This is a genomic window from Ferrimonas aestuarii, assembly GCF_005116665.1.
GTDB classification, from domain to species: domain Bacteria; phylum Pseudomonadota; class Gammaproteobacteria; order Enterobacterales; family Shewanellaceae; genus Ferrimonas; species Ferrimonas aestuarii.
Window position 1 is genome coordinate 242,981 of sequence record NZ_SWCJ01000004.1, and the last position, 25,781, is coordinate 268,761.

General features: G+C 53.0%; 26 protein-coding genes and 1 riboswitch. Of the genes, 18 read left to right on the forward strand and 8 right to left on the reverse strand.

The window, feature by feature from the left end:
- Nucleotides 1-52: 52 nt before the first annotated feature.
- Nucleotides 53-946, forward strand: a complete 894-nt coding sequence (rarD, locus tag FCL42_RS08040) for an EamA family transporter RarD (protein WP_136862884.1) — start codon at nt 53-55, stop codon at nt 944-946.
- 49 nt (nt 947-995) lie between these two features.
- Here rarD and FCL42_RS08045 read toward each other — a convergent pair whose 3' ends face one another.
- From FCL42_RS08045 to hemC, 4 genes are read right to left on the reverse strand one after another with little or no spacing between them, the layout of a single operon-like run.
- A complete protein-coding gene (locus FCL42_RS08045; RefSeq protein ID WP_136862885.1) occupies nt 996-2,165 on the reverse strand; it encodes a heme biosynthesis protein HemY in 1,170 nt (389 codons plus the stop codon).
- Nucleotides 2,165-3,472 carry a uroporphyrinogen-III C-methyltransferase gene (locus FCL42_RS08050; protein WP_136862886.1) on the reverse strand — a complete coding sequence of 436 codons (1,308 nt, stop codon included), beginning with the start codon at nt 3,470-3,472 and terminating at the stop codon, nt 2,165-2,167. The genes FCL42_RS08045 and FCL42_RS08050 overlap by 1 nt, the downstream gene beginning before the upstream one ends.
- A gap of 2 nt (nt 3,473-3,474) precedes the next feature.
- Nucleotides 3,475-4,197: a uroporphyrinogen-III synthase gene (locus FCL42_RS08055; protein ID WP_136862887.1), complete on the reverse strand. Its 723-nt coding sequence runs from the start codon at nt 4,195-4,197 to the stop codon at nt 3,475-3,477.
- On the reverse strand, nt 4,197-5,129 hold the full coding sequence (hemC, locus tag FCL42_RS08060) for a hydroxymethylbilane synthase (protein ID WP_136862888.1): 933 nt from the start codon (nt 5,127-5,129) through the stop codon (nt 4,197-4,199). Before hemC ends, FCL42_RS08055 begins: the two co-directional genes overlap by 1 nt.
- 221 nt (nt 5,130-5,350) lie before the next feature.
- On the opposite strand from hemC, the gene FCL42_RS08065 reads away from it, so the two are divergent.
- Nucleotides 5,351-7,705, forward strand: a complete 2,355-nt coding sequence (locus FCL42_RS08065) for a class I adenylate cyclase (RefSeq protein WP_136862889.1) — start codon at nt 5,351-5,353, stop codon at nt 7,703-7,705.
- On the opposite strand, the gene cyaY is transcribed toward FCL42_RS08065, so the two are convergent.
- Nucleotides 7,702-8,019, reverse strand: coding sequence for an iron donor protein CyaY (cyaY, locus tag FCL42_RS08070; protein ID WP_136862890.1), 318 nt, complete (start codon nt 8,017-8,019; stop codon nt 7,702-7,704). The genes FCL42_RS08065 and cyaY overlap by 4 nt on opposite strands.
- 78 nt (nt 8,020-8,097) lie before the next feature.
- Between cyaY and lptM the strand changes: the two genes are divergently transcribed.
- From lptM to xerC, 4 genes are all read left to right on the forward strand, one after another.
- On the forward strand, nt 8,098-8,259 hold the full coding sequence (gene lptM / locus FCL42_RS21680; RefSeq protein ID WP_169308333.1) for an LPS translocon maturation chaperone LptM: 162 nt from the start codon (nt 8,098-8,100) through the stop codon (nt 8,257-8,259).
- A gap of 92 nt (nt 8,260-8,351) precedes the next feature.
- Nucleotides 8,352-9,179, forward strand: a complete 828-nt coding sequence (gene dapF / locus FCL42_RS08075) for a diaminopimelate epimerase (RefSeq protein WP_136862891.1) — start codon at nt 8,352-8,354, stop codon at nt 9,177-9,179.
- Nucleotides 9,176-9,832: a DUF484 family protein gene (locus tag FCL42_RS08080; protein WP_136862892.1), complete on the forward strand. Its 657-nt coding sequence runs from the start codon at nt 9,176-9,178 to the stop codon at nt 9,830-9,832. The genes dapF and FCL42_RS08080 overlap by 4 nt, the downstream gene beginning before the upstream one ends.
- A gap of 6 nt (nt 9,833-9,838) precedes the next feature.
- Nucleotides 9,839-10,738 carry a tyrosine recombinase XerC gene (xerC, locus tag FCL42_RS08085; RefSeq protein ID WP_136862893.1) on the forward strand — a complete coding sequence of 300 codons (900 nt, stop codon included), beginning with the start codon at nt 9,839-9,841 and terminating at the stop codon, nt 10,736-10,738.
- A gap of 92 nt (nt 10,739-10,830) precedes the next feature.
- On the opposite strand, the gene FCL42_RS08090 is transcribed toward xerC, so the two are convergent.
- The gene (locus FCL42_RS08090) at nt 10,831-11,103 is read right to left on the reverse strand and encodes a DUF1496 domain-containing protein (RefSeq protein WP_136862894.1); all 273 of its coding nucleotides are present in this window, start codon (nt 11,101-11,103) and stop codon (nt 10,831-10,833) included.
- An 811-nt stretch (nt 11,104-11,914) separates the two neighbouring features.
- On the opposite strand from FCL42_RS08090, the gene FCL42_RS08095 reads away from it, so the two are divergent.
- From FCL42_RS08095 to FCL42_RS08110, 4 genes are read left to right on the forward strand one after another with little or no spacing between them, the layout of a single operon-like run.
- Nucleotides 11,915-12,103: a twin-arginine translocation signal domain-containing protein gene (locus FCL42_RS08095; RefSeq protein ID WP_136862895.1), complete on the forward strand. Its 189-nt coding sequence runs from the start codon at nt 11,915-11,917 to the stop codon at nt 12,101-12,103.
- Nucleotides 12,104-12,121: 18 nt separating this feature from the next.
- Nucleotides 12,122-14,986, forward strand: a complete 2,865-nt coding sequence (locus FCL42_RS08100) for a formate dehydrogenase subunit alpha (RefSeq protein WP_136862896.1) — start codon at nt 12,122-12,124, stop codon at nt 14,984-14,986.
- A gap of 23 nt (nt 14,987-15,009) precedes the next feature.
- Nucleotides 15,010-15,585 (forward strand): formate dehydrogenase FDH3 subunit beta, encoded by a 576-nt coding sequence (fdh3B, locus tag FCL42_RS08105; protein ID WP_136862897.1) that lies wholly within the window; start codon nt 15,010-15,012, stop codon nt 15,583-15,585.
- Between the two features lie 47 nt (nt 15,586-15,632).
- Nucleotides 15,633-16,616: a formate dehydrogenase subunit gamma gene (locus FCL42_RS08110; protein WP_136862898.1), complete on the forward strand. Its 984-nt coding sequence runs from the start codon at nt 15,633-15,635 to the stop codon at nt 16,614-16,616.
- Nucleotides 16,617-16,714: 98 nt separating this feature from the next.
- On the opposite strand, the gene FCL42_RS08115 is transcribed toward FCL42_RS08110, so the two are convergent.
- Entirely contained in the window at nt 16,715-17,302 is a 588-nt protein-coding gene (locus FCL42_RS08115) for a winged helix-turn-helix domain-containing protein (protein WP_136862899.1), read from the reverse strand.
- 301 nt (nt 17,303-17,603) lie between these two features.
- On the opposite strand from FCL42_RS08115, the gene FCL42_RS08120 reads away from it, so the two are divergent.
- From FCL42_RS08120 to FCL42_RS08130, 3 genes are all read left to right on the forward strand, one after another.
- The gene (locus FCL42_RS08120; RefSeq protein WP_136862900.1) at nt 17,604-18,938 is read left to right on the forward strand and encodes a coproporphyrinogen III oxidase family protein; all 1,335 of its coding nucleotides are present in this window, start codon (nt 17,604-17,606) and stop codon (nt 18,936-18,938) included.
- A 119-nt stretch (nt 18,939-19,057) separates the two neighbouring features.
- Nucleotides 19,058-19,903: a PfkB family carbohydrate kinase gene (locus FCL42_RS08125; RefSeq protein WP_136862901.1), complete on the forward strand. Its 846-nt coding sequence runs from the start codon at nt 19,058-19,060 to the stop codon at nt 19,901-19,903.
- 34 nt (nt 19,904-19,937) lie between these two features.
- On the forward strand, nt 19,938-20,990 hold the full coding sequence (locus FCL42_RS08130; RefSeq protein ID WP_136862902.1) for a GGDEF domain-containing protein: 1,053 nt from the start codon (nt 19,938-19,940) through the stop codon (nt 20,988-20,990).
- Nucleotides 20,991-21,054: 64 nt separating this feature from the next.
- Here FCL42_RS08130 and FCL42_RS08135 read toward each other — a convergent pair whose 3' ends face one another.
- Nucleotides 21,055-22,686: an electron transfer flavoprotein-ubiquinone oxidoreductase gene (locus FCL42_RS08135; RefSeq protein WP_136863045.1), complete on the reverse strand. Its 1,632-nt coding sequence runs from the start codon at nt 22,684-22,686 to the stop codon at nt 21,055-21,057.
- A 205-nt stretch (nt 22,687-22,891) separates the two neighbouring features.
- A riboswitch (molybdenum cofactor riboswitch) is annotated at nt 22,892-23,024 on the forward strand.
- On the opposite strand from FCL42_RS08135, the gene moaA reads away from it, so the two are divergent.
- The 5 genes from moaA to moaE all read left to right on the forward strand — a co-directional run bounded on the left by moaA (nt 23,013) and on the right by moaE (nt 25,778).
- Nucleotides 23,013-23,993: a GTP 3',8-cyclase MoaA gene (moaA, locus tag FCL42_RS08140; RefSeq protein ID WP_136862903.1), complete on the forward strand. Its 981-nt coding sequence runs from the start codon at nt 23,013-23,015 to the stop codon at nt 23,991-23,993. Its footprint overlaps the riboswitch before it by 12 nt.
- Before the next feature lie 70 nt (nt 23,994-24,063).
- Nucleotides 24,064-24,588, forward strand: a complete 525-nt coding sequence (gene moaB, locus FCL42_RS08145) for a molybdenum cofactor biosynthesis protein B (protein ID WP_136862904.1) — start codon at nt 24,064-24,066, stop codon at nt 24,586-24,588.
- Nucleotides 24,588-25,073, forward strand: coding sequence for a cyclic pyranopterin monophosphate synthase MoaC (gene moaC, locus FCL42_RS08150; RefSeq protein WP_136862905.1), 486 nt, complete (start codon nt 24,588-24,590; stop codon nt 25,071-25,073). The genes moaB and moaC overlap by 1 nt, the downstream gene beginning before the upstream one ends.
- Nucleotide 25,074: 1 nt before the next feature.
- Nucleotides 25,075-25,323 carry a molybdopterin synthase sulfur carrier subunit gene (gene moaD, locus FCL42_RS08155; RefSeq protein ID WP_136862906.1) on the forward strand — a complete coding sequence of 83 codons (249 nt, stop codon included), beginning with the start codon at nt 25,075-25,077 and terminating at the stop codon, nt 25,321-25,323.
- 2 nt (nt 25,324-25,325) lie between these two features.
- Nucleotides 25,326-25,778, forward strand: a complete 453-nt coding sequence (gene moaE, locus FCL42_RS08160) for a molybdopterin synthase catalytic subunit MoaE (protein ID WP_136862907.1) — start codon at nt 25,326-25,328, stop codon at nt 25,776-25,778.
- Nucleotides 25,779-25,781: the final 3 nt, after the last annotated feature.

Sequence of the window (25,781 nt, forward strand, 5' to 3'; positions counted from 1 at the left end):
CCGTGCCAATGGCGGCATAATAACGACCCTTTTTTCTCACCAAACTGACACTATGGCCAACCAAGATTTTCGGCAAGGGGTGCTTTACGCCATTGCGGCCTACTGTATGTGGGGCGTGGCTCCTGTTTATTTTAAATTCCTCGATTCGGTTCCTCCCACCGAAATCCTAATGCACCGAGTGATCTGGTCTTTCATTCTGGTAACAATCCTAGTGGTGGTTAGCGGCCAAATTGCGTCAGTAAAGCAGATATTTAGGCAGCCCAAACAACTGCTGATATTAACCGTCACCGCCACCTTAGTCGGCTGCAACTGGTTACTCTTCATCTGGGCCATCAGTGCAGATCGCCTCGTTGACGCCAGCTTAGGTTATTTTATTAACCCACTGCTTAACGTAGCGTTAGGGATGCTGTTTCTAGGAGAGCGCCTGTCTAAGCTGCAATTAACCGCCGTTGGCATCGCCGCCTTGGGGGTTTTAGTGGAGCTGATTCAGTTCGGCTCGATCCCCTGGATTTCTCTGGCGCTGGCAGGCAGCTTTGGTCTGTATGGCCTAATGAGAAAGAAGGTCGGCTTACAGGCAGTGACCGGATTGTTTGTTGAAACCGCGCTGATGCTCCCAATCGCTCTGCTCTACTGGTGGTCACTGGATACGCCTACGGCGAACTTGGCCAACAACAGCGGCAACCTTAACCTACTGCTGTTCAGTGCTGGGGTGATCACCACCCTGCCCCTGCTCTCCTTTGCCGCAGCCGCAGTGCGTATTCCTTACTATCTGCTAGGGCTGATTCAGTACATCGGCCCAAGTCTGATGCTGATTCTGGCGATCACGGTATACGGTGAGACCATGGACGCGGCGACCTTAACCACGTTCGGCTTTATCTGGCTGGCATTGCTGATCTTTACTGGAGACACGTGGCAGCGACGTCGTCGCAATAAACGCGATGCCTGAACCGTCACAAAAAAAGCCGCACAGTGTGCGGCTTTTCTATTTCCACTCCCTAACTCAAACTGGGATCGAGTAGGTGACGGTAGCTATCCAAAGCTCCATGCTGCTCACCAAGCTGTTCTTGAAGTTCCGCCAGCTGAGAGTAGCGATACTTGGTCGGGGCAAGATCAATGGCCTTACGCTGCCAACGCTTGGCTTCTCGGTATTGACGGCTTTGACGACTTAAGTTGGCATAGCAATCAAACAGATCCGCATCTTCCACATTGGAATACTGACGCTTCAATACCTGAATCAAGCTTTCGGATGCGTCTTCGCTGCACAGTGGCAGCAGCGCCAACAATTGCGGCTGCGGCTGTTTCTTATCGAGCTGCTCCATCAACAGCTTGCGCGCTTCCGTTGGCTGCCGGAATCGAATCAGGCCATTCACATAGCTCAGCACCAGTTGATCCTGTTTCTTAAGCTTCTTCGGCAAACTGGCCCAGCGCTGCTGCAGTGGTTCCAGATCGGTGCAGGCATTCAATGCCCCAGACTCAATATCCACCGGCAATTGAGCGGCTTCGGTTTCACTCAGCAGCTTGTGCTTCACCAACGCCGGAGCGATGCGAGCAATGGCGTCCCAATCATTCTGCTTCTGGTACAGCTCATGAGCCAATTTCAGCACCGTAGGGCGGCTACGAAGCGATGCTGATAACCCCTCTAATGACTGCCGAGCACTGGCGAACTCTCCGTCTTGAATTCGATAACGGATGCGAGCAATGCTGACGGCGGCTTCGCTGTTATCAAATTCCGCAGCTTTATCCAGTAGCGCTTCGGCCTGTTCACGGTCCCCTTGGTGGTGGGCGGCGCGAGCGGCGGCAAGGAAATTCACCAGTGGCAGTTCACCGGCGCCGGCTCCTTTTGACATCGCTTTCTGCGCAAGTGACCAATCTTCTTCCGCCAACGCCAACGCCCCCTGCAGGGTAAATCGACGGGATGAACGTTGACGCCAACGGCTGGGCAGGCGCCAGGTGAATCCTGCGGTTTTCGCGATTTTCAGTAGCAGCCACTCCAACAGCTGCAGCAAGGCAAACGCCAGCAGCAACATCAGAACCGAGGCGATCACCGTGGTTTCAATGGTGTAATCGCCCACCGCAATCAAGACGTAGCCTTTGTTTTCTACCAATTTCGGACCAACAAAAGCACCAGCGAGGATGATCAAGGTGTAGATCAGCAGCCGAATCATTAGCGACTCTCCCTAACCGTGCCCAATCGCTCAGCCACTAGCCGCTCCAACAGCGGTTGGCTCGCCAGTTCAATCGGAAGTTTGGAGACAAACTCCACTTTGCGCAGCGCTTCCAAGTTGGACAGCGCACTGTCCACGGCGGCGTCATCGCGCTTGAAGTAGGTATCAATCCATCCTGATGCGGTGCCCAGTGCCTTTTGATAAGCGTCGGTATGGCCGTGATACAACGCCAGTTGCGCCTGCATCAGCTTGCCGCGAAGGTGCTCTCGCAGGTACCACTCCTGCTCAGGGGCCAGCAGCGGCTGTAACTCACCCTGACGACGACGCACAGTAATGAAGTCGTCCATCATGGCTTTCCAGTTGCGGGCTAGGTTGGCTTTCCAGTCGTCAACGGACTCGCTCGGCGTGTCGACCACTTCAGTCTCGGCGGCGTCGGGTAGCTCAACTCGATTCAATGGCAGAGTTTCCACGGCGGCAATCATCGATTCGATCTTCAATGCCACCCCGGCCAGATCTTGTCGCGGCAGCCCTTCTAGAGTAGCGATGTCTTTGGCCAATGCGGCACGAATCGGTAATTGAGCGCCGTCTTTCACCAGAGACAAGCTACGATCGGCATCTTTCAGTAGGGCAATGGCGGTTTGCTGATCCTGTTCAAGCCACAATTTGCGACCGGCCATCTGCACCAGATAATCCGCTTCCGCAATCAGCCAATCTTGGGGACGTAAATTGCGAGCTTTCTCTAGTGTCGCCTCCACTTTTGACAGTGAAGCACCAAGGGTTTCAATTCGTTGCGCCGCAGCTTGGTTCTGCCGCTGGACGTCTAGCAGTTGCGCTTCCAGCGAAAGGCGCAGATCTCGCTGCGCAGTTTCAAGGGCGGTCACACTGGCAGCCAGTTCATTAGACTGCAACTGATGCTGTTGACGCTGCTGCCACTGCCAGTAACTAAAGCCACCGGCACCCGCACCAATGACTAACGCCAATAGGGCTACCAGCAAAGCGGGGCCCTGACCTTTGGGTTTGGCAGGGGCAGGCTCAGCATGAATCTGTTCCGAGGCCGACGGTGGCGTTGGGATATCTTTGCTTGGGGACTCCGCCGGTTGCGAAGCCTCCTTAACGGGCTTGGTTTCAAGATCAACGTCAGACTGCGACGCGTCATCAGCCTCAGCTTGATTAGATTTGGTTGGAGCCGTTGGCACGGCTGCACTGGAGTCCACCGACTCGTCTTTAGAGACCTCTTCGGTCTGCGGAGTCTCTAGCGGCTCTTTTTCGGTGCTGGGAGAGTTGGAATGTTCCGGCTTTTTATCCATTACTAGCGTGTCTTCCAGTTGGCTATCGATTCGACAATAGCGTCGTCTCCCGCTCCTCCTGTTATAAGTATGTGCTGACAACCAAGGGTATGTGCCGCATCGGCAACCCGCTCTACCGGGACTAACCACAACTGCTGACGTAGCCAAGGGGTGGCGGACTCGGGAAGGGTGCTAAACAGGTTCTGCAAGATCTCAACGCTGGTTGCCAGTATGGCGTTTACGCCGCTTCGTTGCCAGCTTTGAAGTGCATCAATTGCATTAAAATTAGGAACCTGACGTCGATAAACCTGCCAATAATCCACCTGACAACCTATCTGTGACAACCGCTGAGCCATCTCCTCACGACCACCATTGCCTCGAACAATGGCGATGCGTTTGCCCGCCAAGGTCTGCATGATCGGCAGTTGCCACAAGCCCTCGGTGGTCTCATCGTGTTTTGGCGGCGTGATCGGCTCAAGACCAAACTGGCGCAAAGCATTGGCGGTGGCGGCGCCGATGGCCAGATATTGAATCTCGGGCCATTGCGGCAGATGCACGCTAGCATGCTCCACCGCATTTACGGACACAAAAAAAGCCGCATCAGCCTGATAAAGCGGGCTGACTCCCGGTTCAGGTTCTGCGGCAATTTCCATCATAGGGCAACAGCTCACCTGATGCCCCAGATCAACAAGGCGCTGGCTCAGCGCCTCATTACGACCCGCAGGACGGGTCAGTAGAATGTGCATTAGGCGTCCCCATACACCTCTTTCAAAATGGCACCGGCACCGGCTTGCAGCAACAGCTCAGCCAGCTCAATGCCCAGCTTTTCTGCGTTGTCTTTATGACCACGCACTTCATTGCGCAGCAAGATGCTGCCATCTGGCTTACCCACCAGACCACGCAGCCACAGCTCGTCACCTTCCAGTTCAGCGTATGCTCCGATAGGCACCTGACAGCCGCCCTCTAAGTGGGTGTTCATCGCACGCTCGGCGATAACGCGAGCACGGGTTTCCTTATGCTCCAGCACAGACAGCAGCTCCAGCAGTTCGGCGTCATCCAAACGGGCTTCGATGCCGACCGCACCCTGACCGTTTGCTGGCAGAGACTGTTCACTTTCGATGAAACTGGTGATGCGGTGATCAAACTCTAGGCGCTTCAGGCCAGCCGCCGCCAGGATAATGGCATCGTATTCGCCTTCATCCAGCTTGCGCAGACGAGTATTCACGTTACCGCGCAGGTCACGAATCTGCAGATCCGGACGCAGCTCGCGCAGCTGACACTGACGGCGCAGGCTTGAGGTGCCTACAATGGCGCCCTGAGGCAGCTCTTCCAGAGTCTTGTAGTTGTTTGACACGAACGCATCGCGAGGGTCTTCACGCTCGCAGATGGTGGTCAACCCTAAGCCCTCAGGGAACTCAACTGGCACGTCTTTCATGGAGTGAACCGCGATGTCAGCACGACCTTCCAGCATGGCCACTTCCAGCTCTTTTACGAACAGGCCTTTACCGCCCACTTTCGCCAGAGGGGTATCCAGAATGATGTCACCCTTGGTGGACATTGGCAGCAAAATCACTTCCAAACCAGGGTGAGCTTTTTCCAGTTCCGCCTTTACGAACTCAGCCTGCCACATTGCCAGCGGGCTTTTGCGAGTGGCAATTCGAATCTCTTTGCGTGCCATACGTCTCAGTATCCTTTGTTGTCAGTGGCGCTCTGCGCCAATACCTAGAATTGAATCTGGCGCTCATGTTGCCAGCATTTTGTTATCCATTAAAGCAAGCAATAGCCGTGAGTGATGTTTTGTGAATCAAATTTCCGAAAAATAGATCTTTTTCACGATTTCTCTTTATTAGCCACAAAATGTTATGCTGATCACACTTTTTGCTGTTTCGTGAGCTACGATTGCCCTCAGTTCGTGCCGATATCGCCCTCAGTGAGGCGCTCAACCAACATCGACTTTCCCAGTTCCATCAAGGGTTAAGTCCGCATCAACAGCACCTATTGCAACAGTGTTTAGCCTGCTTAGATGGCCATAATTATCTGCAGGAGTTGGGTTGTCCCAGCGCGCCTCAAGGTTTTCACAACGACCTCAGCACCGATGAGGCCGAGCTCATTGGTGCCTACGCCATGGGCAGCAGCGGCAATTTGGGCCAAACCCCAGAGTCCGATGTGGACATCTGGGTGGTACACCATGGCGAACTTAACCAAGATCAACGCAACCAATTGCAGCGTCGGCTTAAGTGGTTGGCCAATTGGCTAAACGAAAATGGACTGGAAGCCAGTCTGTTTGCCATCGATCCAAACCAATTTGGCCGCCCAACAGAGGCGAGCCTCGATCGGGATCACAGTGGCAGTGCCCAGCATTGGTTGCTGCTAGAGGAGTTCTACCGAACCCACATTCGCCTTATGGGCAAACCCATCGCGTGGTGGCCCGGCGCGCCAAAACACCGACACGAACTGCTTAATCTCGGCGACATTCAGCACCTACCAGCCAGTGAATACTTTGGTGCGGGACTGTGGCAACTGTTTAAAGGGGTGGACCGTCCCCACAAATCGGTTCTGAAAGTGTTGTTGCTGGAAGCCTACGTGGCGGATTACCCGGATCAGCGCATTCTTCGGGACCAACTCTGGTTCCAGATGAAATCTGGCAAGCCGTTCTCAGAGCTCGATCCCTATTTGATGCTGTACCTCAGAATCGAGGACTACCTAAAGCGCCAGCACTCTCCATCACGGCTGTCTCTGGTGCAGCGCTGCTTCTACCTCAAATGCGCCCCCAAGCTGACCTCAGCGCAGCAAGATGGCTGGAAACAGCAAACCATGAGACAACTGGTTGAATGTTGGCAATGGACACCACTGTTGTTGGAATCTTTAGATCAGGCGCAGCATTGGCATGCCGGACAGGTGCACTGGTTCCATCATCAACTCAGTGAAATGATGCTCACCAGCTACCAACGTTTGGCCAACTTCGCCAATCAGCAACGATTGCCGCGAAAGTTAAAAATTCAGGATCTGAGTCTGCTGACCCGCAAGCTATACACCGAGTATGAAACTCACACCAATAAGCTGATGCCGCTTAATCCGCTGTGGAGCAGTAAACTTCAAGAGCCCGACCTCACCTTGGTCCAGGTAGAGAGTCGACATGGCGCCAGCGATCTTTGGTACCTCTATCGTCAACCCGCCGATAAACGGCTGCTGTTTGGTGAAAGCCCGCTGTTTCATCACCAAAGCCGGTTGGCTTGTGTCGCTTGGGCGGCGCAAAACCACATTATCGATCGCCACACCCGAATCCACTGTTTCACTCAAGGGCAGGGCCACTTCAGCAAGCGCTTGACCGAACTGGGGCACACCTTGGCATCTAGGCTCAGCAATCAGGAATCGCCAAACCTGTCGCAACTGCAACAGCCATGGCACTTCAACCAGCTCACTCTGGTGGTGAATCTTGAGCAGGATGGTACAGAGGGCTGGAATGGCTCCGAAGGGCTGCTGGATATGCAGCCCGATAGAGTGCTCTCCAGTGGTCGCCCTGGGCGCTTTTTGTTGGGCTCTCTGGAACTGTTAACCCGAAACAGTTGGGGAGAGTTGCAATACCACTACTTCAACTCTGAACAGGGCTTGCTGAATCTATTGCGACAAGTACTGGGAGGCGTGGATATCGATCATCCGCCCCAAATGACCGTATTGTGCGTAGGCAAGAAAGGCAATCGCGCCATCAGCGACCGCCTTACTTTTCTATTGCAACAGTGTTATCGCCTCAAACAACAAAGCCGAATGGATCAGGTGCAGGTGCTTCCCATCACCTTAGGGGCAACACGCTATGGCCTCAGCTTCACCTTATCCGGCTTTGATTGGTCGCCCATCAAACAGATGCCCGATTTGCCCAAGGTGATTCGAGATGGGTTGGTGCACACCTTGCCTCACCCTAGTTGTGGTGAGGATCCCTATAGCTGCGCGCCGGCGCTATTGAGAAATCACAGTCGCTTGGGGATGCGGCAATATTTCGTGAGGGAACGTAACGGAGAGGTGGATCTCTATCTGCTGGATGAAGAGAACCAGATGCATCGCCAATGCCTGTCACGGCAACAGCTGCACGATCAGATAAACGCCGCCAGCCACATTGATGAGGTGCCTTATCAAAGCCACCGTCAGCAAGGCCGCTTTAATCTACCCCAGTTCTACCGTCTCGATAGACACCAGGGGCAGTTGGTGGTGAAACCGCTATCTGAGGGCGAGCTCACCACCGTAGGTAAGCCGAGTTAGAAGCGGATCTGCTCGCCGCCCTGCTTGGCCACCGCCTCGCTGAGGAAACTCAACAGCTCATGCTGCTCACGCTCTTCCAACCACTTGCCATCCACATAGTCGAAGCGAAAGCCGCCAAACTTTGTGGCCAACCACAGCTGGCACATCGCTTCCTGCTTGTTCAGCACAATGTGGCTACCGTCGATGCACTCTAGGTCCAGTACGTTTCCAGCCTGTTCGTAGTCCAGCTCCAACTCGCTGTCGTCAATGGTATCCACAATCGACTCTAGGGTTTCGTCGGCCAACTGGTGAAATTCAGATACTTCCATTGCCATCTCGCTATCTCTGTAGTTGCAATTCGTTGATGAGCTGCGATTATAGAGAGCTTAACTCAGAAGATCATTGCTTTTCCTATGACTCGATTCATCACCACACTATTGCTGGTCGGCGCCTGCGTCGGCTGTGGCCAGAAAGGCCCTCTGACTTTGCCCGAAGCGGATACCAACGCGGCCCAAACTCAGCAGAGCCAAGCCACTCAGGCAAAACCGGAACAGACCGAGAGCGCTAAGAATTAAAGTTCGCTCCTTTACGGCCGATGAAACGCTGGCAAGTTTTGGCTAAGCTGCCGTAAACTAAAAATTATTATTCAAAACCACTAGGTGATCTCTTGATTCACTTCTCCAAAATGCAGGGACTCGGCAACGATTTCATGATGATCGATGCCGTAACGCAAAACCTCTACCTGTCTCCGGAAACCATCCGGCGCTTGGGGGATCGGCATTTTGGCGTAGGTTTTGATCAACTGCTTTTGGTTGAACCCCCTTACGACCCGGATCTCGACTTTCACTATCGCATCTTCAATGCCGACGGCAGCGAGGTGGAAAACTGTGGCAACGGTGCCCGCTGTTTCGCCCGTTTTGTGCGTCTGAAAGGGCTGACCAATAAATCCAAGATCGGCGTTAGCACTCAGGCAGGCACCTTGAAGCTGCGCCTTGGCGACGGCGATCAGGTGACCGTCAACATGGGCCAACCTAAGTTCGAGCCAGGCCAAGTGCCGTTTCGAGCCAACAAGGTTGAGAAAACCTATCTGCTGCAAACCGACGACGGCGTGCACCTTTGCGGCGTGGTTTCCATGGGCAACCCCCACTGCGTCATTCAAGTTGATGACATCGATACCGCCGAAGTGGAGCGCATCGGTAAGCAGCTCAACGGCCACGAACGCTTCCCAAAAGGGGTTAACGTTGGCTTTATGCAGAAGATCAGCGACAGCCACATCAAGCTGCGGGTATTTGAGCGCGGAGCTGGAGAAACACTGGCCTGCGGTACCGGTGCCTGCGCCGCGGCAGTGATCGGTCAGTTTCAAGGGCTCTTAGGCACCAAAGTTCGTGTAGATCTCAAGGGTGGCACCTTGAATATTCACTGGCCTGGAAACGAGCAAGCGGTCGAAATGACCGGGCCTGCAGTGCACGTTTATGACGGTCAAATATCACTATGACACAAAGATTCAGCCACAATGTCGACGCCCTAAGCGCCAGCATCGTTCGCGACTACTTGTTGGAGAACTCCGATTTCTTCATCAAACACCCAGATCTGCTCCTCAGCCTACGCATTCCGCATACGGAGCGAGGCACCGTCTCACTGATTGAGCACCAACAGCAGAATCTGCGTGCCCGCGTCAGCCAACTCGAGGAAGAGATCACCTCGTTGCTGTCGGTGGCCTCCCGCAATGAAGATATCTATCGGTTCTACAACCAGCTGTTTTTCGATCTGCTAGAGGCGGTTTCCATTGAGCAGGTCAATCGCATTTTGGTCGACAGCTTTAAGCGCCGCTTCCGATTTGCCAAAGTTCGCTTGGTGTTGACCGACGCCTTTGGCCAATTCGATCAGCCAGAGCTCAACCTAATTTTGCGCCGTCGCCTTAATGAGCAAGGCTACTATTTAGGCCGCCTACCCGCTCAAGAGCAGAACCCCTTGGTGGCCCAGGATACCGGCTCCGTAGCGCTGGTTTGCATCGGCGAGCGCACCAAGCCCGTAGGCATTCTGGCCATCGCTTCCAACGATCCGGGCCACTTCTCCCCAGACATGGACACCACCATGCTGGATCAGGTGAAGCAGCTGATGGCCTACAAGATCCCTAAACTGCTGTAATCGATCATGACCTCGGCATCATTGCTGGCCCAATTTGAGCGTTACCTTCGCAGTGAGCGTCACTATTCGGCTCATACCTGTCGTAATTACCTGCGCGAGTTAACCCGCAGCCAGCCTCTGTTGGAACAGCAGGGGATGAAGCAGTGGCCCGAGGTCACTCAGAGCCAATGCCAACAGCTTATTGCCAAATTGCACCGTCAAGGGCTGTCCCCTCGCACTTTGTCACTGACACTGTCGGCACTGCGACAGTTTTTTGAGTTTTTAGTGGCGCTCAAGTTGATGCCGCACAATCCCGCCAAGGGCATTCGCACCCCGAAACAGGGCAAGCCTCTGCCCAAGAACCTCGATGTGGATCAGATGCAGCAGCTGCTGGAGATCGACGAAAACGATCCCGTGGCAGTAAGAGACCGAGCCATAATGGAGCTGTTCTACTCCAGTGGGCTGCGTTTAATGGAGTTGGTTGGCTTAGATGTGGGCGACTTAGATCTGGACGCCAAGCAGTTAAGGGTTCAAGGGAAAGGGGGTAAACAGCGCCAACTTCCTATCACCACGCTAGCCAGTGATTGTTTACGCCGCTGGATGCCTCTGAGAGGGCTCTGGAACGCATCAGGAAGTGATGCCCTATTCCTTTCCAATCGTGGCAACCGAATTAGCCACAGGAGCGTTCAGGCGCGTTTGGATAAGTGGGGCCGTCAACAACAGGTTGGGGCTAAAGTTCATCCCCACCGATTGCGTCACGCTTTCGCCACCCACATGTTGGAATCCTCGAAAGATCTGCGCGCGGTGCAAGAGCTATTAGGCCATGCCAACCTCAGCACCACTCAGGTCTATACCCATCTCGACTTCCAACACCTTGCCGAGGTGTACGACAGCGCTCATCCAAGGGCAAAAAAACGCAAAGAGTAACTGCCCCAAAAGCAGCTTCGTTTCGATGGTAGCGCGGAGAACGGCAACAGCTCACTTCCAGCACCCGAATGGGCACCAGAGCTCAACAAATCTTAATTGATGGTGATCTTGCTGCCGCCACGCTTAGGCCGAATCGGCTGTCCCTCTTCATCCAAAACCAGCCAGATGAGGCGACCGTTGTCTTCATTTTCAAACTTGGACCCGCAGATCAATTGGCGAGAGTCGAGATTGAGCACCGCACCTTCGGAGTATTCCTGTCCCTGATACCAGCAAACCGGCTGGGTCACTTGGGGCTGGGTCACCAATAGGGGCTCGGCAGAGTGAGCAGAAACTTGTGCCATTAAGGCGATAATAAGGGGATTCATATAAGCAATCCTTGGCCAGTAACAAAGCAACTAGCCAAGGATAACAGAAACTTTAGAAAGGATTTTGGTGCGATTACACCAGAGCGGCAGTAAACATCAGCACGGCATCAACTACAAAAGGAGCCAGCGCTAAAAACAGACCTGCAATCAAAACATAAAGATGAGGTAAACATGGACTTTTCATCGCGAAATTGTGCCTCAGGTTGCGAACTGGAATTCAGTCGGTCATTTCAACGGCGGCAAGGTTAACGAAATCCAGATTTTAATTCTTGATCCAGATCAACAAAGATCACCTTTGTTGAACTTCATCACAAAAACCTTGAATTTTGAATCCCTCATCGGTTTTACTTCTCGAAACCCACAAAACCGTGACAAAAGCCTCAAAACATTTTCCCATTTCTGTGCCTTCGACAGACTTATACCGATCCCAATTGAGAGACACTAAACTGAGTTACAGTCAGACAGGATCCTCGAGAAACATTTTATTAACTCCCCCACTGCCCCAAAGTGTCCCAGCCATAACCATATTGTGATCCATTTAGCGCAAAATCGGTCCAAAACCAACAAATCCACCACCAAACACACCCATGAACAAACTTCAGAATAACATCCAAAAAACAAGGTGACCTGCTTCAAATATCACATTGATAGACAACAATTTAGCCACTGAAATACGTTCAAGTTCACATTTTTTAGGGCTTTCAACAGGGACAATGCCGCCCGCTGTCATTTTGATAGCTCTTTACCAAATTGATTGCCAAATCAGTTCGGTCATGGGCAATTTCGTCGCCCCTACTTTCGAGGAAAGATGATGACTCAACAAAAAACCAACCTGGAGCGCCGCAATCTGCTGAAAGCTCTGGCTGTAGCTCCAGCTGCTGCCGGTGTGGTTGCCGTTGCGACTCCAGCTGCTGCCGCTGACAAGGCGGACGTTAAGCAGTCTGGCTACAAAGAAACCGACCACGTACGCAGCTACTACGCTAGCCTGCGCGGCCTGTAATCCAGGAGAGATATTGCAATGCAACTCACTCGTACCGCTACCGAAGTTAAGGTAGAAGAGAAGAAAGGACTGGGTCTTGACCGTCGTCAGTTCCTGAAAAATGCCGGTGTAACTACCGGTGGTATTGCTGCGGCCTCAATGCTGGGTACCGGCATGATCCGTAAAGCAAACGCGTCTGATCACCACGTTGATCCAAACGCTCCAATCGAAATCAAGCGCACCATCTGCTCTGCTTGTGCAGTAGGTTGTGGTGTTTACGCTGAAGTTCAAAACGGCGTATGGACTGGTCAAGAACCTGCGTTCGACCACCCATTCAACCGCGGCGGCCACTGTGCCAAGGGTGCAGCTCTGCGTGAGCACGGCCACTCTAAGCTGCGTGTGAAATACCCAATGAAGATGGAAGGCGGCAAATGGAAGAAACTGTCTTGGGAGCAAGCTATCCAAGAAGTTGGCGACCAGATGCTGAAAATCCGCCAAGAGTCAGGTCCTGATTCCGTTTACTTCATGGGCAGTGCGAAGTTCTCCAACGAAGGTTGCTACATGTACCGCAAATTTGCGGCCATGTGGGGTACCAACAACGTTGACCACTCTGCACGTATCTGTCACTCCACCACGGTTGCCGGTGTAGCAAACACCTGGGGCTTCGGTGCAATGACCAACTCGTTCAACGACATCCGTCACGCAAACGCCATCTTCTTTATCGGTGCAAACCCTGCAGAAGCTCACCCAGTTTCCATGCAGCACATCTTGACCGCTAAAGAACGCAACAACGCTAAAATCATCGTTGTTGACCCACGTTTCTCCCGTACGGCTGCTCACTCTGATCTGCACGTTGGCATTCGCCCTGGTACCGATATCCCATTCATCTACGGTATGTTGAATGTGATCTTCGAAAACGGCTGGGAAGACAAGACTTTCATCGACCAACGCGTTTGGGGCATGGAAGACATCCGTAAAGAAGCCGCTAAGTGGCCTCTGAGCGAAGTTGCTGAAGTTTGTGGCATCGCTGAAGAAAGCGTTTACGAAGCCGCACGCCTAATGGCTGAGAACCGTCCTGGTTCCGTTGTATGGTGTATGGGTGGTACCCAGCACACCGTAGGTAACGCCAACACCCGTGCTTACTGCTTGCTGCAGCTGGCTCTGGGTAACATGGGTAAATCCGGTGGTGGTACCAACATCTTCCGTGGTCACGATAACGTACAGGGCGCAACTGACTTAGGTCTGTTGTTCGACACCCTGCCAGGTTACTACGGCCTGTCTACCGGTGCGTGGAAGCACTGGAGCCACGTGTGGGAATTGGACTTTGACTGGGTTGCAGGTCGTTTCGACCAAGGCGAATACCTAGGCAAGAAGCCAATGAACACCCCTGGTATGCCTTGTTCTCGCTGGCACGACGGCGTGCTGGAAGAGAAGAGCAAACTGGCTCAGAAAGACAACATCCGCATGGCGTTCTTCTGGGGTCAATCAGTAAACACTGAAACCCGTCAGATGGAAGTACGTGATGCGCTGGATAAGATGGACACCGTAGTGGTTGTTGACCCTTATCCAACCATGGCCGGTGTAATGCACCGTCGTAAAGACGGCGTTTACCTGCTGCCAGCATGTTCTCAGTTCGAAACCGAAGGTTCTCTGTCTAACTCTGGTCGCTCCGTACAGTGGCGTCAGCAGGTTGTTGAGCCTCTGTTCGAATCTAAGACTGACTTGGAAATCATGTACCGTCTGGCTAAGCACTGTGGCTTCGCTGAACAGTACACCAAGCGCATGCAAGTTAAGAACAATGCACCAGTTATCGAAGACGTAACCCGCGAAATCAACCGCGGCATGCTGACCATCGGTATGTCTGGTCAGGGTCCTGAGCGTATTAAAGCTCACACCCAGAACTGGGGTAAGTTCTCTCACGAGAATCTGGAAGCCCTAGGCAACGACTTCAAAGGCGAGACCTACGGTCTACCTTGGCCTTGTTGGGGTACCCCAGAGCAGAAGCACCCTGGTACTCACATCCTGTACAACGTGGACAAGCACGTTCTGCAAGGTGGTGGTAACTTCCGTGCTCGCTTCGGTGTTGAACGCAATGGTGAGAACCTGTTGGCTGAAGGCTCCTACTCTGTAGGTTGTGAGCTGGAAGACGGTTACCCAGAATTTACCGCCGACATGCTGAAACAGCTGGGTTGGTGGGACGAGCTGACTGCCGCAGAGAAAGCAGAAGCAGAAGGCCGTAACTGGAAGACTGACCTATCCGGTGGTATCCACCGTGTGGCCATGAAGCACGGCTGTATCCCTTACGGTAACGCTAAGGCACGTTGTAAGGTTTGGACCTTCCCAGATCCAATGCCTGTACACCGCGAGCCTCTGTACACCCCTCGTCGTGATTTGATCGCTAAGTACCCGACCTACAACGATATGCAAGTACACCGTCTGCCGACTCTGTACAAGACTATCCAAGACAAGGTTATCAGCGACAACCTAGACAAGAAGTACCCACTGGCAATGACCTCTGGTCGTCTGGTTGAGTACGAAGGTGGTGGTGAAGAGTCCCGTTCTAACCCATGGCTGGCTGAGCTGCAGCAGGAGATGTTCATCGAGATCAACCCTGCGGATGCGGCTGACCGCGGCATCATCAATGGCGATGACGTTTGGGTTGAAGGTGCTGAAGGCGCTCGCATCAAGGTGAAAGCGCTGGTAACTCCACGCGTTAAGCTTGGCGTGACCTGGATGCCTTACCACTTCGCCGGTGTAATGCACGATGTTGATCTGGTTTACCCAGACGGCACCAAGCCTTACATCGTAGGTGAGTCTGCGAACACCGCACTGACCTATGGTTATGACCCGATCACTCAGATGCAGGAAACCAAGTCTTCCCTGTGTCAGATCGAGAAAGCGTAAGGTTTAGGTAGGAGAAAGCCACAATGGCAACTATGAAGTTTATGTGTGACACCAAGCGCTGCATCGAATGTAACGGCTGTGTCACCGCTTGTAAAAACGAAAACGACAGCGCTCTGGAGTGGGGTATCTCACGTCGTCGCGTTGTAACCATCAACGACGGTCAAAAAGGCGAAGCCTCTCTGTCTGTTGCGTGTATGCACTGTGCTGATGCCCCATGTATGGCGGTTTGCCCAGTAAACGTATTCAGCAAGACCGAAGACGGCATCGTTCTGCACGACAAAGAGCGTTGCATCGGTTGTGGTTACTGCTTGTACGCCTGCCCATTTGGCGCGCCTCAGTTCCCTAAGAAAGCGGTATTTGGCTCCAAAGGCAAGATGGACAAGTGCACCTTCTGCGCCGGTGGTCCTAACACCGAAGCGGGCAGCGCGAAAGAGAAAGAGCTGTACGGTGCCAACCGTCTGTCTGAAGGCAAACTGCCTATGTGCGCCGAGATGTGCTCCACCAAGGCTCTGCTGGCCGGCGATGCGGAAATGGTTTCCGACATCTACCGTCAGCGTGTTGCTGAGCGTGGCATGAAGCGCGGCGTATTTAGCAAGTAATGAGATGGCGGGGAGCCTGGCTCCCCGCTATTTTCTGGAGCATTTCAATGAATCAATTCATTAAAGCCCTACTGCTGATGATCGCGGTTGCGATGCCATCTCTGGCGATGGCGGAAGCCGCTGCCGGTGCTGAGCAAGCAGTAAGCGAGTCACAGGTTCTGTGGCAAGCAGTAAAAGAGGGAGCCACTGGCTACACCACCTCTAAGAGCGAATTCCACGCTCAACCGATCAACAGCTACGACGAGCGCATTCTGCCTCTGCGTAACGTGTTGATGGCGCCAGGCATCATGCTGGCTCTGTTCGGTATGATCGCGGTATTCATCCTGTTCATCATGGTGAACGGCATCTCCAAGCTGCACGACGGCTTCTCTGGCAAACTGGTTTACCGTTGGTCCAAATCTGATGTCGCCATCCACTGGTTGGGTGCGATTCCGTGCATCCTGCTGCTGTTGACTGGCATGCTGCTGCTGGCTGGTAAGTTCTTCATCGAACCTATCTTTGGCCAAGGCGCATTCGCTGCCATGATGGCCGTTGCCAAGCCTGTTCACGATGTTATGGCATTCCCGTTCATGGCGGGTTGGTTGCTGATGACCGTACTGTGGGCTAAGAACCAGATTCCAGCCAAGTACGACATCGCCTGGTTTATGGTTGTTGGTGGTTACATCAACTTTGGTCCTTTCAAAGGTAAGCACCCTGACGCTGGCTTCGCCAACGCGGGTGAGAAGATGTGGTTCTGGGCCTTCGCCCTGTTCGGTCTGGTTATCTCCGTATCTGGTGTGGTTCTACTGTTCCCACAATACGTTGAGCCTAGCCGCACTCTGAGCCTGCTGGCTCTGATTGCTCACGGCCTGTCTGCCATCATCATCGGTGCCTTCTCCATCGTTCACATCTTCATGGCGACCGCTATGTCTGAAGGTGGTATGGAGTGTATGGTTTCCGGCTACTGTGATGAGAACTGGGCTAAGCAACACCACAATCTTTGGTATGACGAAATCAAAGCCAACGGTACTCTGAAGTACAAAGAAGACTAAGTTTTCTTAAACTACTGAGACTTATGCTTTGCAAGCCCTGACTTCGGTCGGGGCTTTTTTTGTTGCTGCAGCAACCTAAAAGGCAACGACTTCACTCTTCAGAGAGGTTTTTGCTGTTGTTCCTGCGCTGGGGCATCCAACAACTGGCACTCTGCGGCTGGTTCCGCTCCAACATAAGACAACTGAACGATAGGCTCAGGACTGCCTTGCAATCGCTTCACCAACGTGGGTGGTGGGCTTTGGTGGTTAAGGGGCACATCGATGGTAATAGAGAACAGCACCGATGCCGCCATGACACCTCCAACCCCTATATGACGCCAATGCTCAGCAAACCAATGAGAGCTTGAGTAGTTCATAGGCTGCAACGCCTCTTGAGGTGCAACCAACCATTGATAACCGCGACTTCGATGGGTTTGGATAAATTTTGGCTGTTGGTGATTGTCTTTAAACGCCTTTCTTAACTCCTTCACTACCTGACGCAGTGCAGAATGACCCACAACTCGCCGGGGCCACACCTCATCATAAAGTTGATCGTAGGAGACCAATGATTTTGGCGATGCCAGCAACACCTCAAGAAAGGCCGCGCAAATGGGTTTGAGCCGGACGGCTTTACCCGAAGGACGAATAACCAACTTCCCTTTGGGAAAGTATTTAAACTCGCCGATCAACAACACTCTTTCACCCATCCATGGACTCCTGTTAACAACTGACCGCCTATTCAGGTTAATTGAATTTTTAGCTGTTTCAGGGAGAATTCGATTGAACTTGTTCTATCCCATTGAATCTTAGTCATCTATATCGATAGAATTTTTTGATATAAAAATACCCAATACATATTCCATGAGGACACAAGTGTGCTAAGTCACATTTTTGCGAGTTCATCTGTCCAGCTTTTTTCAGTTTTGCTTGACTTCACAGATGCTCACTAACTGCTCCATTACACTGTGCTCCCTGTACCACTAAACTGTCATAACAAGAGTAGTAAGTATGTCCCTCGCCGAACGCGCCCTTAATAATGCAGCCATTGAGGATGCCACCAAGATCACCACACCGACGTGGATGCTAAATAGCCTTGAGCGAGTAATGGAGTACTACACCAAGCGCCACCTCCGCATGGATACCCAAGCCTGCGAAAGCATGCCTGCTCCCATGCCAGGTCGTAAGTACATGCTGTATGCACACGTGCCTTTCTGCCACACCCTGTGCAGCTTCTGTACTTTCCACCGTTTTCTATTTAAGGAGGACAAAGCCCGAGCTTATTTCGTGGCCCTTCGTAAAGAGATGGAGATGGCCAAAAACCTTGGCTATGACTTTGAAGAACTCTACATCGGTGGTGGCACCACCACGGTACTGACAGACGAGTTGGCCCGTACCATTGAGCACGCCCGTAAGCTGTTCCCTTCCATTAAGCAGGTCTCTTGCGAATCCGATCCTTTGCACCTGACCTCTGGCGAGTTCATGCAATTGCACGGCTTGGTGGATCGCCTGTCTGTTGGAGTCCAGAGCTTTGACCGTGACATTCTGGCTCGCACCGATCGCCTAGAGAAATTTGGTGAACCAGAGGTCATCTTCGAAAAGTTGGCCCGCGCCAAAGAGAACTTCCCCATCCTGAGCGTCGATATGATCTTCGGCTTCCATGGCCAAACCGAAGAGGTTCTGCGCAAGGATATGGAAACCCTAGTAAAACTGAGCCCAACTCAGATCACCACCTACCCGTTGATGATCACCCATCAAACTCGCAAGAGCGCCAAAGGCACCCTAGCTAACCCTAACCAGAACATCGCCCGCGATTACGAGCTGATCCTCAACTCACTGAAAGGCCACTACGACCAGATGACCGCTTGGTCTTTCGGTAAGCGCGCCGATCAAAGTTTCGATGAATACGTGGTGAACTATGACGACTACCTAGGCGTTGGCTCCGGCAGCTTCAGCTTCCTGCACGATACCCTGTATGTGAACAGCTTCTCCCTACGTCGTTATCAAGAGAAGATCGCCAGCGGCAAGATGGGCGTTGAGTCCTCCAAGTTCTACAACGACAAGGCGATCATGCAGTATCGCTTCCTAATCAACCTGTTTGGCGGACGCCTGTCGAAGTCTTATTTCAAAGAAAATTTCGACAAAACTTTATGGCAAGGCCTCACCAAAGAGATGGCGTTTATGAAAGCCACTAACGGATTAATTGTCGATCCCAATGACCCTGACAAGCTGCAAGCCACTCCAAATGGCCTGATGATGGGCATGTTGATGATGAAAAATTTCTATGCCGGCATGGACAACGTACGCGCCGAGCTACGTCGCCCTCTCAAGGCGAACGACATGTAAAAGCTCAGCCCGACTGAGATCAAAATGGGGGCTTAGGCCCCTTTTTTTGATCTCAGTCTGTCAACCTGAGTCGGGGTTGGTATACTGAAACTCACTATCGTTATCGTACAATTCTTACCATGGCTCACATTCTTACCATCGCCAATCTCAACTGTGACCGCATCTTTCGTCTGAGTCGGCCCCTGCAAACCGGCGCTCGAATCCACTACGAAGACTTAGGAAAGCGCATCGGCGGCGGCGCGGCCAACACAGGCACCGCGTTAGCGTGGGCCGGTCATCAGGTTCAGTTGTTGAGTCAGGTGGGAGAAGACGATCTCGGAGACTGGCTGATTGAGCAGGCCTCGGGGCTGGGTTTGGATTGCAGTCAACTGCATCGACATCCTGGCCCAACACAGCCTCTGCAGCTGCTTATGGAGCCTGACGGCGAGCGCACCATCCTTCGCCCCAACCGCCCAAGATTGATGCTGCCCGCCAAACTCAACGACACCAACTTGGATGCCATCTACGTCAATTTGATGGCAGAAGGCCTCCACCAGCTGCTCCATCACGCCATTGAGCACTGCACCGTCATCGCTCAGCTTCCCAAAGATCTGTCCTTACGACCAAGCCACTACCTCATCACTTCCGAAGACGATCTCGCCCAACATGCCGTGGATGACCCTTGGCAGTTTGCGATAGGCATTGCGGGGCCTCAATTGAAAGCCTTCATTGTTACTCAAGGCGAAAATGGCTCCATTGCCTATACTCACAACTCCAGTGTGCAAGTCAGTGCAGTCGACACCAAGGTTGTGGATACAACCGGAGCCGGTGACGCCTATGCCGCTGGACTTTTGGATGGGGTAGTACGCAATCTCAGTCTTGAGCAAGCCATGGAGCAAGGTGCACTCTGGGCCAGTTATGCATTGCGCAGCGACAGTTCCATTCCATCGACGCAACTGAAAATGCATTTACGGCCGCCTCGTTAAAACCAACTGGGGCGCCATACTCAAGGAAGAGACTATGGTGATACAGCCCCAACAGCTTACCCAGCAACTCTACCCCTACCTGATTGCCGCATTATTGGTGCTCGGCGTCGGCCAAGCCCTGTTGATCATGCCCAGCGAATTGGTGTGGCAATCTGGTATCACCATGGTTGCGCTGGCTTCACTGTGGTTGCTGACTGGCCTAGGCCGATGGACACTCACCCCCACCTATCAGCGCATTCACGCCATCGGTGTTGGCCTCTGTTTAGCCGTACACCAGTGGCTGATGATTGAGGCCGGAAGCTTCAGCGCTATGATGCTCTACCTAAGCGACCTGCTGTTGATTTTAACCGTCAGCCTGACGCTGTTTTCCACACCTCTGCTTGGTGGCTTGGTACTCGCCCCCCTGCTACTGCCTCTGACCTTTCAGCTACAGCAAACCCCCATCACCGCCGAACATGGAGCGGCGTTAATGGCACTGAGTCTGGCCGTTGTTGCCAGTACCTTTGGTCAGCGATTGCTGCTCAAGCTAAACCGCTTCACCAACCTACAGCATCAACATTACCGCCAGCTCAAATCTCGACTATCACAAACCACCCAGCAAGATGGCTTAACTGGCATCGCCAATCGCAGCCGCTTTGATCAGCGCCTGCATCAGGTGGTGGCGGAAAATCGCCGCACCAAAAATCCGCTGACCTTGGTGATGCTGGATGTGGATTACTTTCGCAGCTACAACGAACATTACGGTCATCAGGAGGGAGACCGCTGCCTGAAAGGCTTAGCCAAACTGATTCTACACTGCAGTCGACGCCAAACTGACATCATCGCTCGTTACGGCGGAGAAGAGTTTGCCATCCTGCTGCCTGTAACCGACAAAACCGGGGCCGAGCGACTTCTAAGGCAGCTAAGAAGTGAACTCAACCAAGCCTCACTCACCCATGCCCACTCGCCCATCAGTGACCACGTCACTTTAAGCGCGGGAGTGGCTCAGTGGAAGCCCGGTCAAAATGCACAGTCTTTGGTAGAGCAGGCACAAAACGCTCTGGCCAGTGCCAAGCTGGAAGGGCGAAACCGCTACGTCATCGCCTAAATGGCTCATTAACCGAAGAATAAAAAGCCCGCATTTTGCGGGCTGTTTCATTCTGTCTAACCGGTTACATATTTGGGTAGTTCGGGCCAGAGCCCCCTTCAGGAACCACCCAAGTAATATTCTGGCTAGGGTCTTTGATGTCACAGGTTTTACAGTGGATGCAATTCTGACTGTTGATCACCAGCTTATCTTCACCGGACTCATTCACCACCTCATACACCCCCGCAGGGCAGTAACGCTGAGCAGGCTCTTGGTATTTGGCCAGATTGACCTTCACTGGGATCTCTGTGTCCGCCAGCTTAAGGTGACAGGGCTGCGACTCTTCATGGAAGATGTTCGACAGATACACGGAGCTCAAACGATCAAAGCTGAGCTTGCCATCGGGCTTGGGATAATCGATGGGCTTAGCGTTAGCCGCCAGCTGCATGCCGTCATAGTCGGCAGTGGTATCATGCAGAGTAAACGGCAGTTTGCCGCCAAACCAGTTCTGATCCAAATAGTTGAATGCGCCGCCCATCAACGAACCAAACTTGTGCATCGCTGGACCGAAGTTGCGAGCGTTGTGAAGCTCCTGATATAACCACGAGCTATTGAAGGCCTCCGCATACTGGCTTAGATCATCACCGCCTTGGTGGTCGTCAGTGAGTACCTTAGCCACCACTTCGGCGGCGATCATGCCGGATTTCATCGCCGTATGGGTTCCCTTGATCTTGGCAAAGTTCAAGGTACCGGCATCGCAGCCCAACAGAATTCCTCCAGGAAAATGCTGCTTAGGCAGGGCATTCAAGCCACCCTTGGTGATGGCGCGAGCGCCATAGCTGGTGCGCTCACCGCCGCTCAAGTATTGGGCGATCACGGGATGGGTTTTGTAACGCTGGAACTCTTCAAAGGGTGACAGATGCGGGTTGCTGTAGTTCAGGTCGATGATCAAGCCAACCCAGATCTCCTGATTCTCCGCATGGTAGAGGTAGCCACCACCGCTGCCTTCACCATCCAAAGGCCAGCCTGCGGTGTGCACCACTTTACCGGGCTGATGCTGCTCGGCGGGTACCTTCCAGATCTCTTTAAAACCAATGCCGTAGTGCTGAGGGTCGGCGTCTTTATCCAGGTTAAATTGAGCAATGGCCTGCTTACCCAGATGACCACGGCACCCTTCACTCAACAGAGTGTATTTGGCTCTAAGCTCCATGCCGGGCATGTAGCCCTCTTTCTCGTTGCCATCGGCATCCACCCCCATATCACCGGTGATCACCCCTTTGACCACACCCTGATCCACAATCAGTTCGGCGGCAGCAAATCCAGGGTAGATCTCCACCCCAAGTCCTTCCGCCTGCTCAGCCAGCCAGCGGCAAAGGTTACCAATACTGGTGATGTAGTTGCCGTGGTTGTGCATGGTTTTAGGTACGATGGCATTGGAGAGTTTGCGGCTGGAGTCGGCGTTAAGTAGATAGATGTCGTCACCGGTCACTTCGGTGGTCAGCGGTGCCCCTTGGCTTTTCCACTCCGGCAATAGCTCATCCAGAGCCCTTGGTTCAAACACCGCGCCAGAGAGAATATGGGCACCCACTTCGGCACCTTTCTCAACCACACACACATTTAGCTCAGGGTTTAACTGCTTCAAACGAATGGCACTGGATAATCCTGACGGGCCGGCCCCCACCACCAACACGTCAAATTCCATTGACTCACGTTCCATCATGGTCTTCCTTTATATTTGTTGTCCTTATGGGGCTAGCTTACTCCAATCCGCCAAGAATTAAACGCTTGTTTGACCAAAAAAGGGCCAATCACTGGTGTTACCAGTTGTCGAAAAAGTCAGCGATTATGACACCAATCAAGCCATAAAGGTGCCAGAGTGTGATCCAACCACATTGTGACAATCCCGCAGGTTGAATTAGACTTAAGTGACTGTGAACCGAGCCTGGGCTGCCTAAGTGAAGATATGGCACTCAGGCCGTGGCATTGTGCCACCAGGGTTGCGTAGAGAAATCTCGCTTCCTCCCGAACTTGGAAAGGTAACAGATGACCAATTTACAAGACCGCTATGGTCGCAGATTTGAGTATCTGCGCCTCTCTATCACTGACGTATGTAACTTCAAGTGTCAGTACTGCCTGCCCGACGGCTATCTGGGCGATAAACATCAGCACTTTCTGAGCGTGGATGAACTCCGCCGCGTTATGCATGCCTTTGCAGCGCTTGGCACCAGTAAAATTCGCCTTACCGGTGGTGAACCTTCAGTACGCAAAGAGTTTGAACAGCTGATCGAGATCGCCGCCAATACGCCGGGCATCAGCACGGTCGCCACCACCACCAATGGTTATCGCCTCGCCGCCAACGCCCACAAATGGCGTCAGCTCGGCTTATCGCAGATCAATGTCTCCCTAGACAGCCTCGACCCAGAGCTGTTCCGCCGTATCACCGGCAATGGCCGTCACCAAAAGGTGCTCGATGGCATCGAAGCGGCACTGGACGCCGAATACCGTAAGGTCAAAATCAATGTGGTGCTGATGAAGGATCTTAACCATCAGCAATTGCCTGCTTTCCTCGAGTATGTTCGCCAGCGCCCTGTAGACATCCGCTTTATTGAGTTGATGCAAACCGGCCTAGGCAAAGACTATTTCGATGCTCACCACATCTCTGGCGAGTCGATCAAACAGCAACTGGTGGCCCTAGGCTGGCAGGTACAGCCTCGAGGCCCACAAGATGGCCCTGCATTGATGCTACGTCACCCAGACTACGCCGGTGGCATTGGTCTTATCATGCCTTACAGCAAAGATTTCTGTGCCAGCTGCAATCGCCTGCGGGTTTCCGCTTTAGGCAAACTGCATCTGTGTTTGTTTACCGAATGTGGTGTCGAACTTCGAGACCTTCTCGGTAACGACCAACACCAAGAGATGCTGCAACAACGACTGCTGGCCCAACTTCAACAAAAAGACGCAACCCATCAGCTGCACCAAGGTCTTACTGGGGTTACCCAGCACCTGGCCTCGATTGGTGGCTAGCTGATCCAGCGCAATAAACCGTATTCAAAGCCGAATATACTAGTCGCTTAAACACACGAAGAGACAGATTATGGGACACCTATCACAAGCGAAATTTGTACCCCTGAATATTGCGGTACTGACGCTGTCCGACACTCGTACTTTCGACAACGATAAGTCCGGCCAATTTCTGGAAGACTCATTGTTGGCCGCCGGTCACACGCTGGCCGACCGCCGCATCATTAAAGACGACAAGTACCAAATCCGTGCTGTGCTGTCCGAATGGATTGCCAGCGACAAGGTGCAGGTGATCATCACCACCGGTGGCACCGGCTTTACCGACCGCGACTCCACACCGGAGTCGGTCGCCCCACTGTTTGATAAACACATTGAAGGCTTTGGCGAGCTGTTCCGTCACATCACCTATACCGAGCTGGGCACCAGCACGGTACAATCTCGTGCCATTGGCGGCATGGCCAACAAAACGGCCATCTTCTGTCTTCCTGGCTCCACCGGTGCCTGTCGCACTGGCTGGAATAAGATTTTGGTGGAGCAGCTGGATAGCACCCACACTCCATGCAACTTCGTCACTCATTTAAAACCGGTTGAGGCATAATCATGAGCGAATTTACTCATATCAACCCTAAGGGCGAAGCCCACATGGTGGATGTTACCGAGAAACAAACCACCGAACGTGAAGCTCGCGCAGAAGCCATCGTTAAGATGGCCCCAGACACTCTGGCCATGATCATGGAAGGCCGTCACCATAAAGGTGACGTATTCGCCACCGCTCGTGTTGCGGGCATCATGGCCGCCAAGAAAACCTCAGATCTGATCCCTTTGTGTCATCCATTGCTGCTGACCAAAGTTGAGTTAGAACTGACCCCTGAACCCGAGTTGCAGCAGGTTCGCATCCGCAGCCTCTGCAAACTGGCCGGACAAACCGGTGTAGAAATGGAAGCACTCACCGCCGCATCTGTGGCCGCGCTCACCATTTACGATATGTGTAAAGCGGTACAGAAGGATATGATCATCGAGGGTGTTAAGCTGCTCGAGAAGCGTGGCGGAAAGTCTGGCCACTTTAAAATTGACGAGGAATAACATGATTAAGGTTCTGTTTTTCGCCCAAGTGCGTGAAATTATCGGCGTTGACCACATTGAGCTGGAGTACCAGCACTCAATGACCACCAACAGCCTGCGCACTTTCCTAGCCAGTCAGGGTGACAAATGGGAACAGGCTCTGGGTTCTGACAACCTACTGGTTGCGGTCAACCAAACCCTGAGCCAATGGCAAGTTGAACTGGAAGATGGCGACGAAGTGGCCTTCTTCCCACCGGTTACCGGAGGCTAACCATGAATCGGGTACAGACCCAAGATTTTAGCGTTGCTGAGGAGTACGCCAAACTAGCGGACAACCCAGGCTGTGGCGCTGTCGTGACCTTTGTCGGCAAAGTCCGTGACTTTGGCGACAACCAAGGCGTGACCCAGATGGAACTCGAGCACTACCCAGGCATGACCGAAGCGGTACTCGAGCAGATTGAAGCGGAAGCTCGCCAGCGCTGGCCACTGGATGAGGTGATCATCATCCACCGCGTGGGTTCACTGGCGCTGACGGATCAGATCGTATTTATCGGGGTGTCCAGTGCACACCGAAAGGCTGCCTTTGCGGCCTGTGAATACCTGATCGACTTCTTGAAGACTCGTGCCCCATTCTGGAAAAAAGAACAAACCCAGGCGGAAGCGCACTGGGTTGATGCCAAAGACTCAGATGAACAAGCCGCTGCCATGTGGCTTGAGGACAAGTAAACA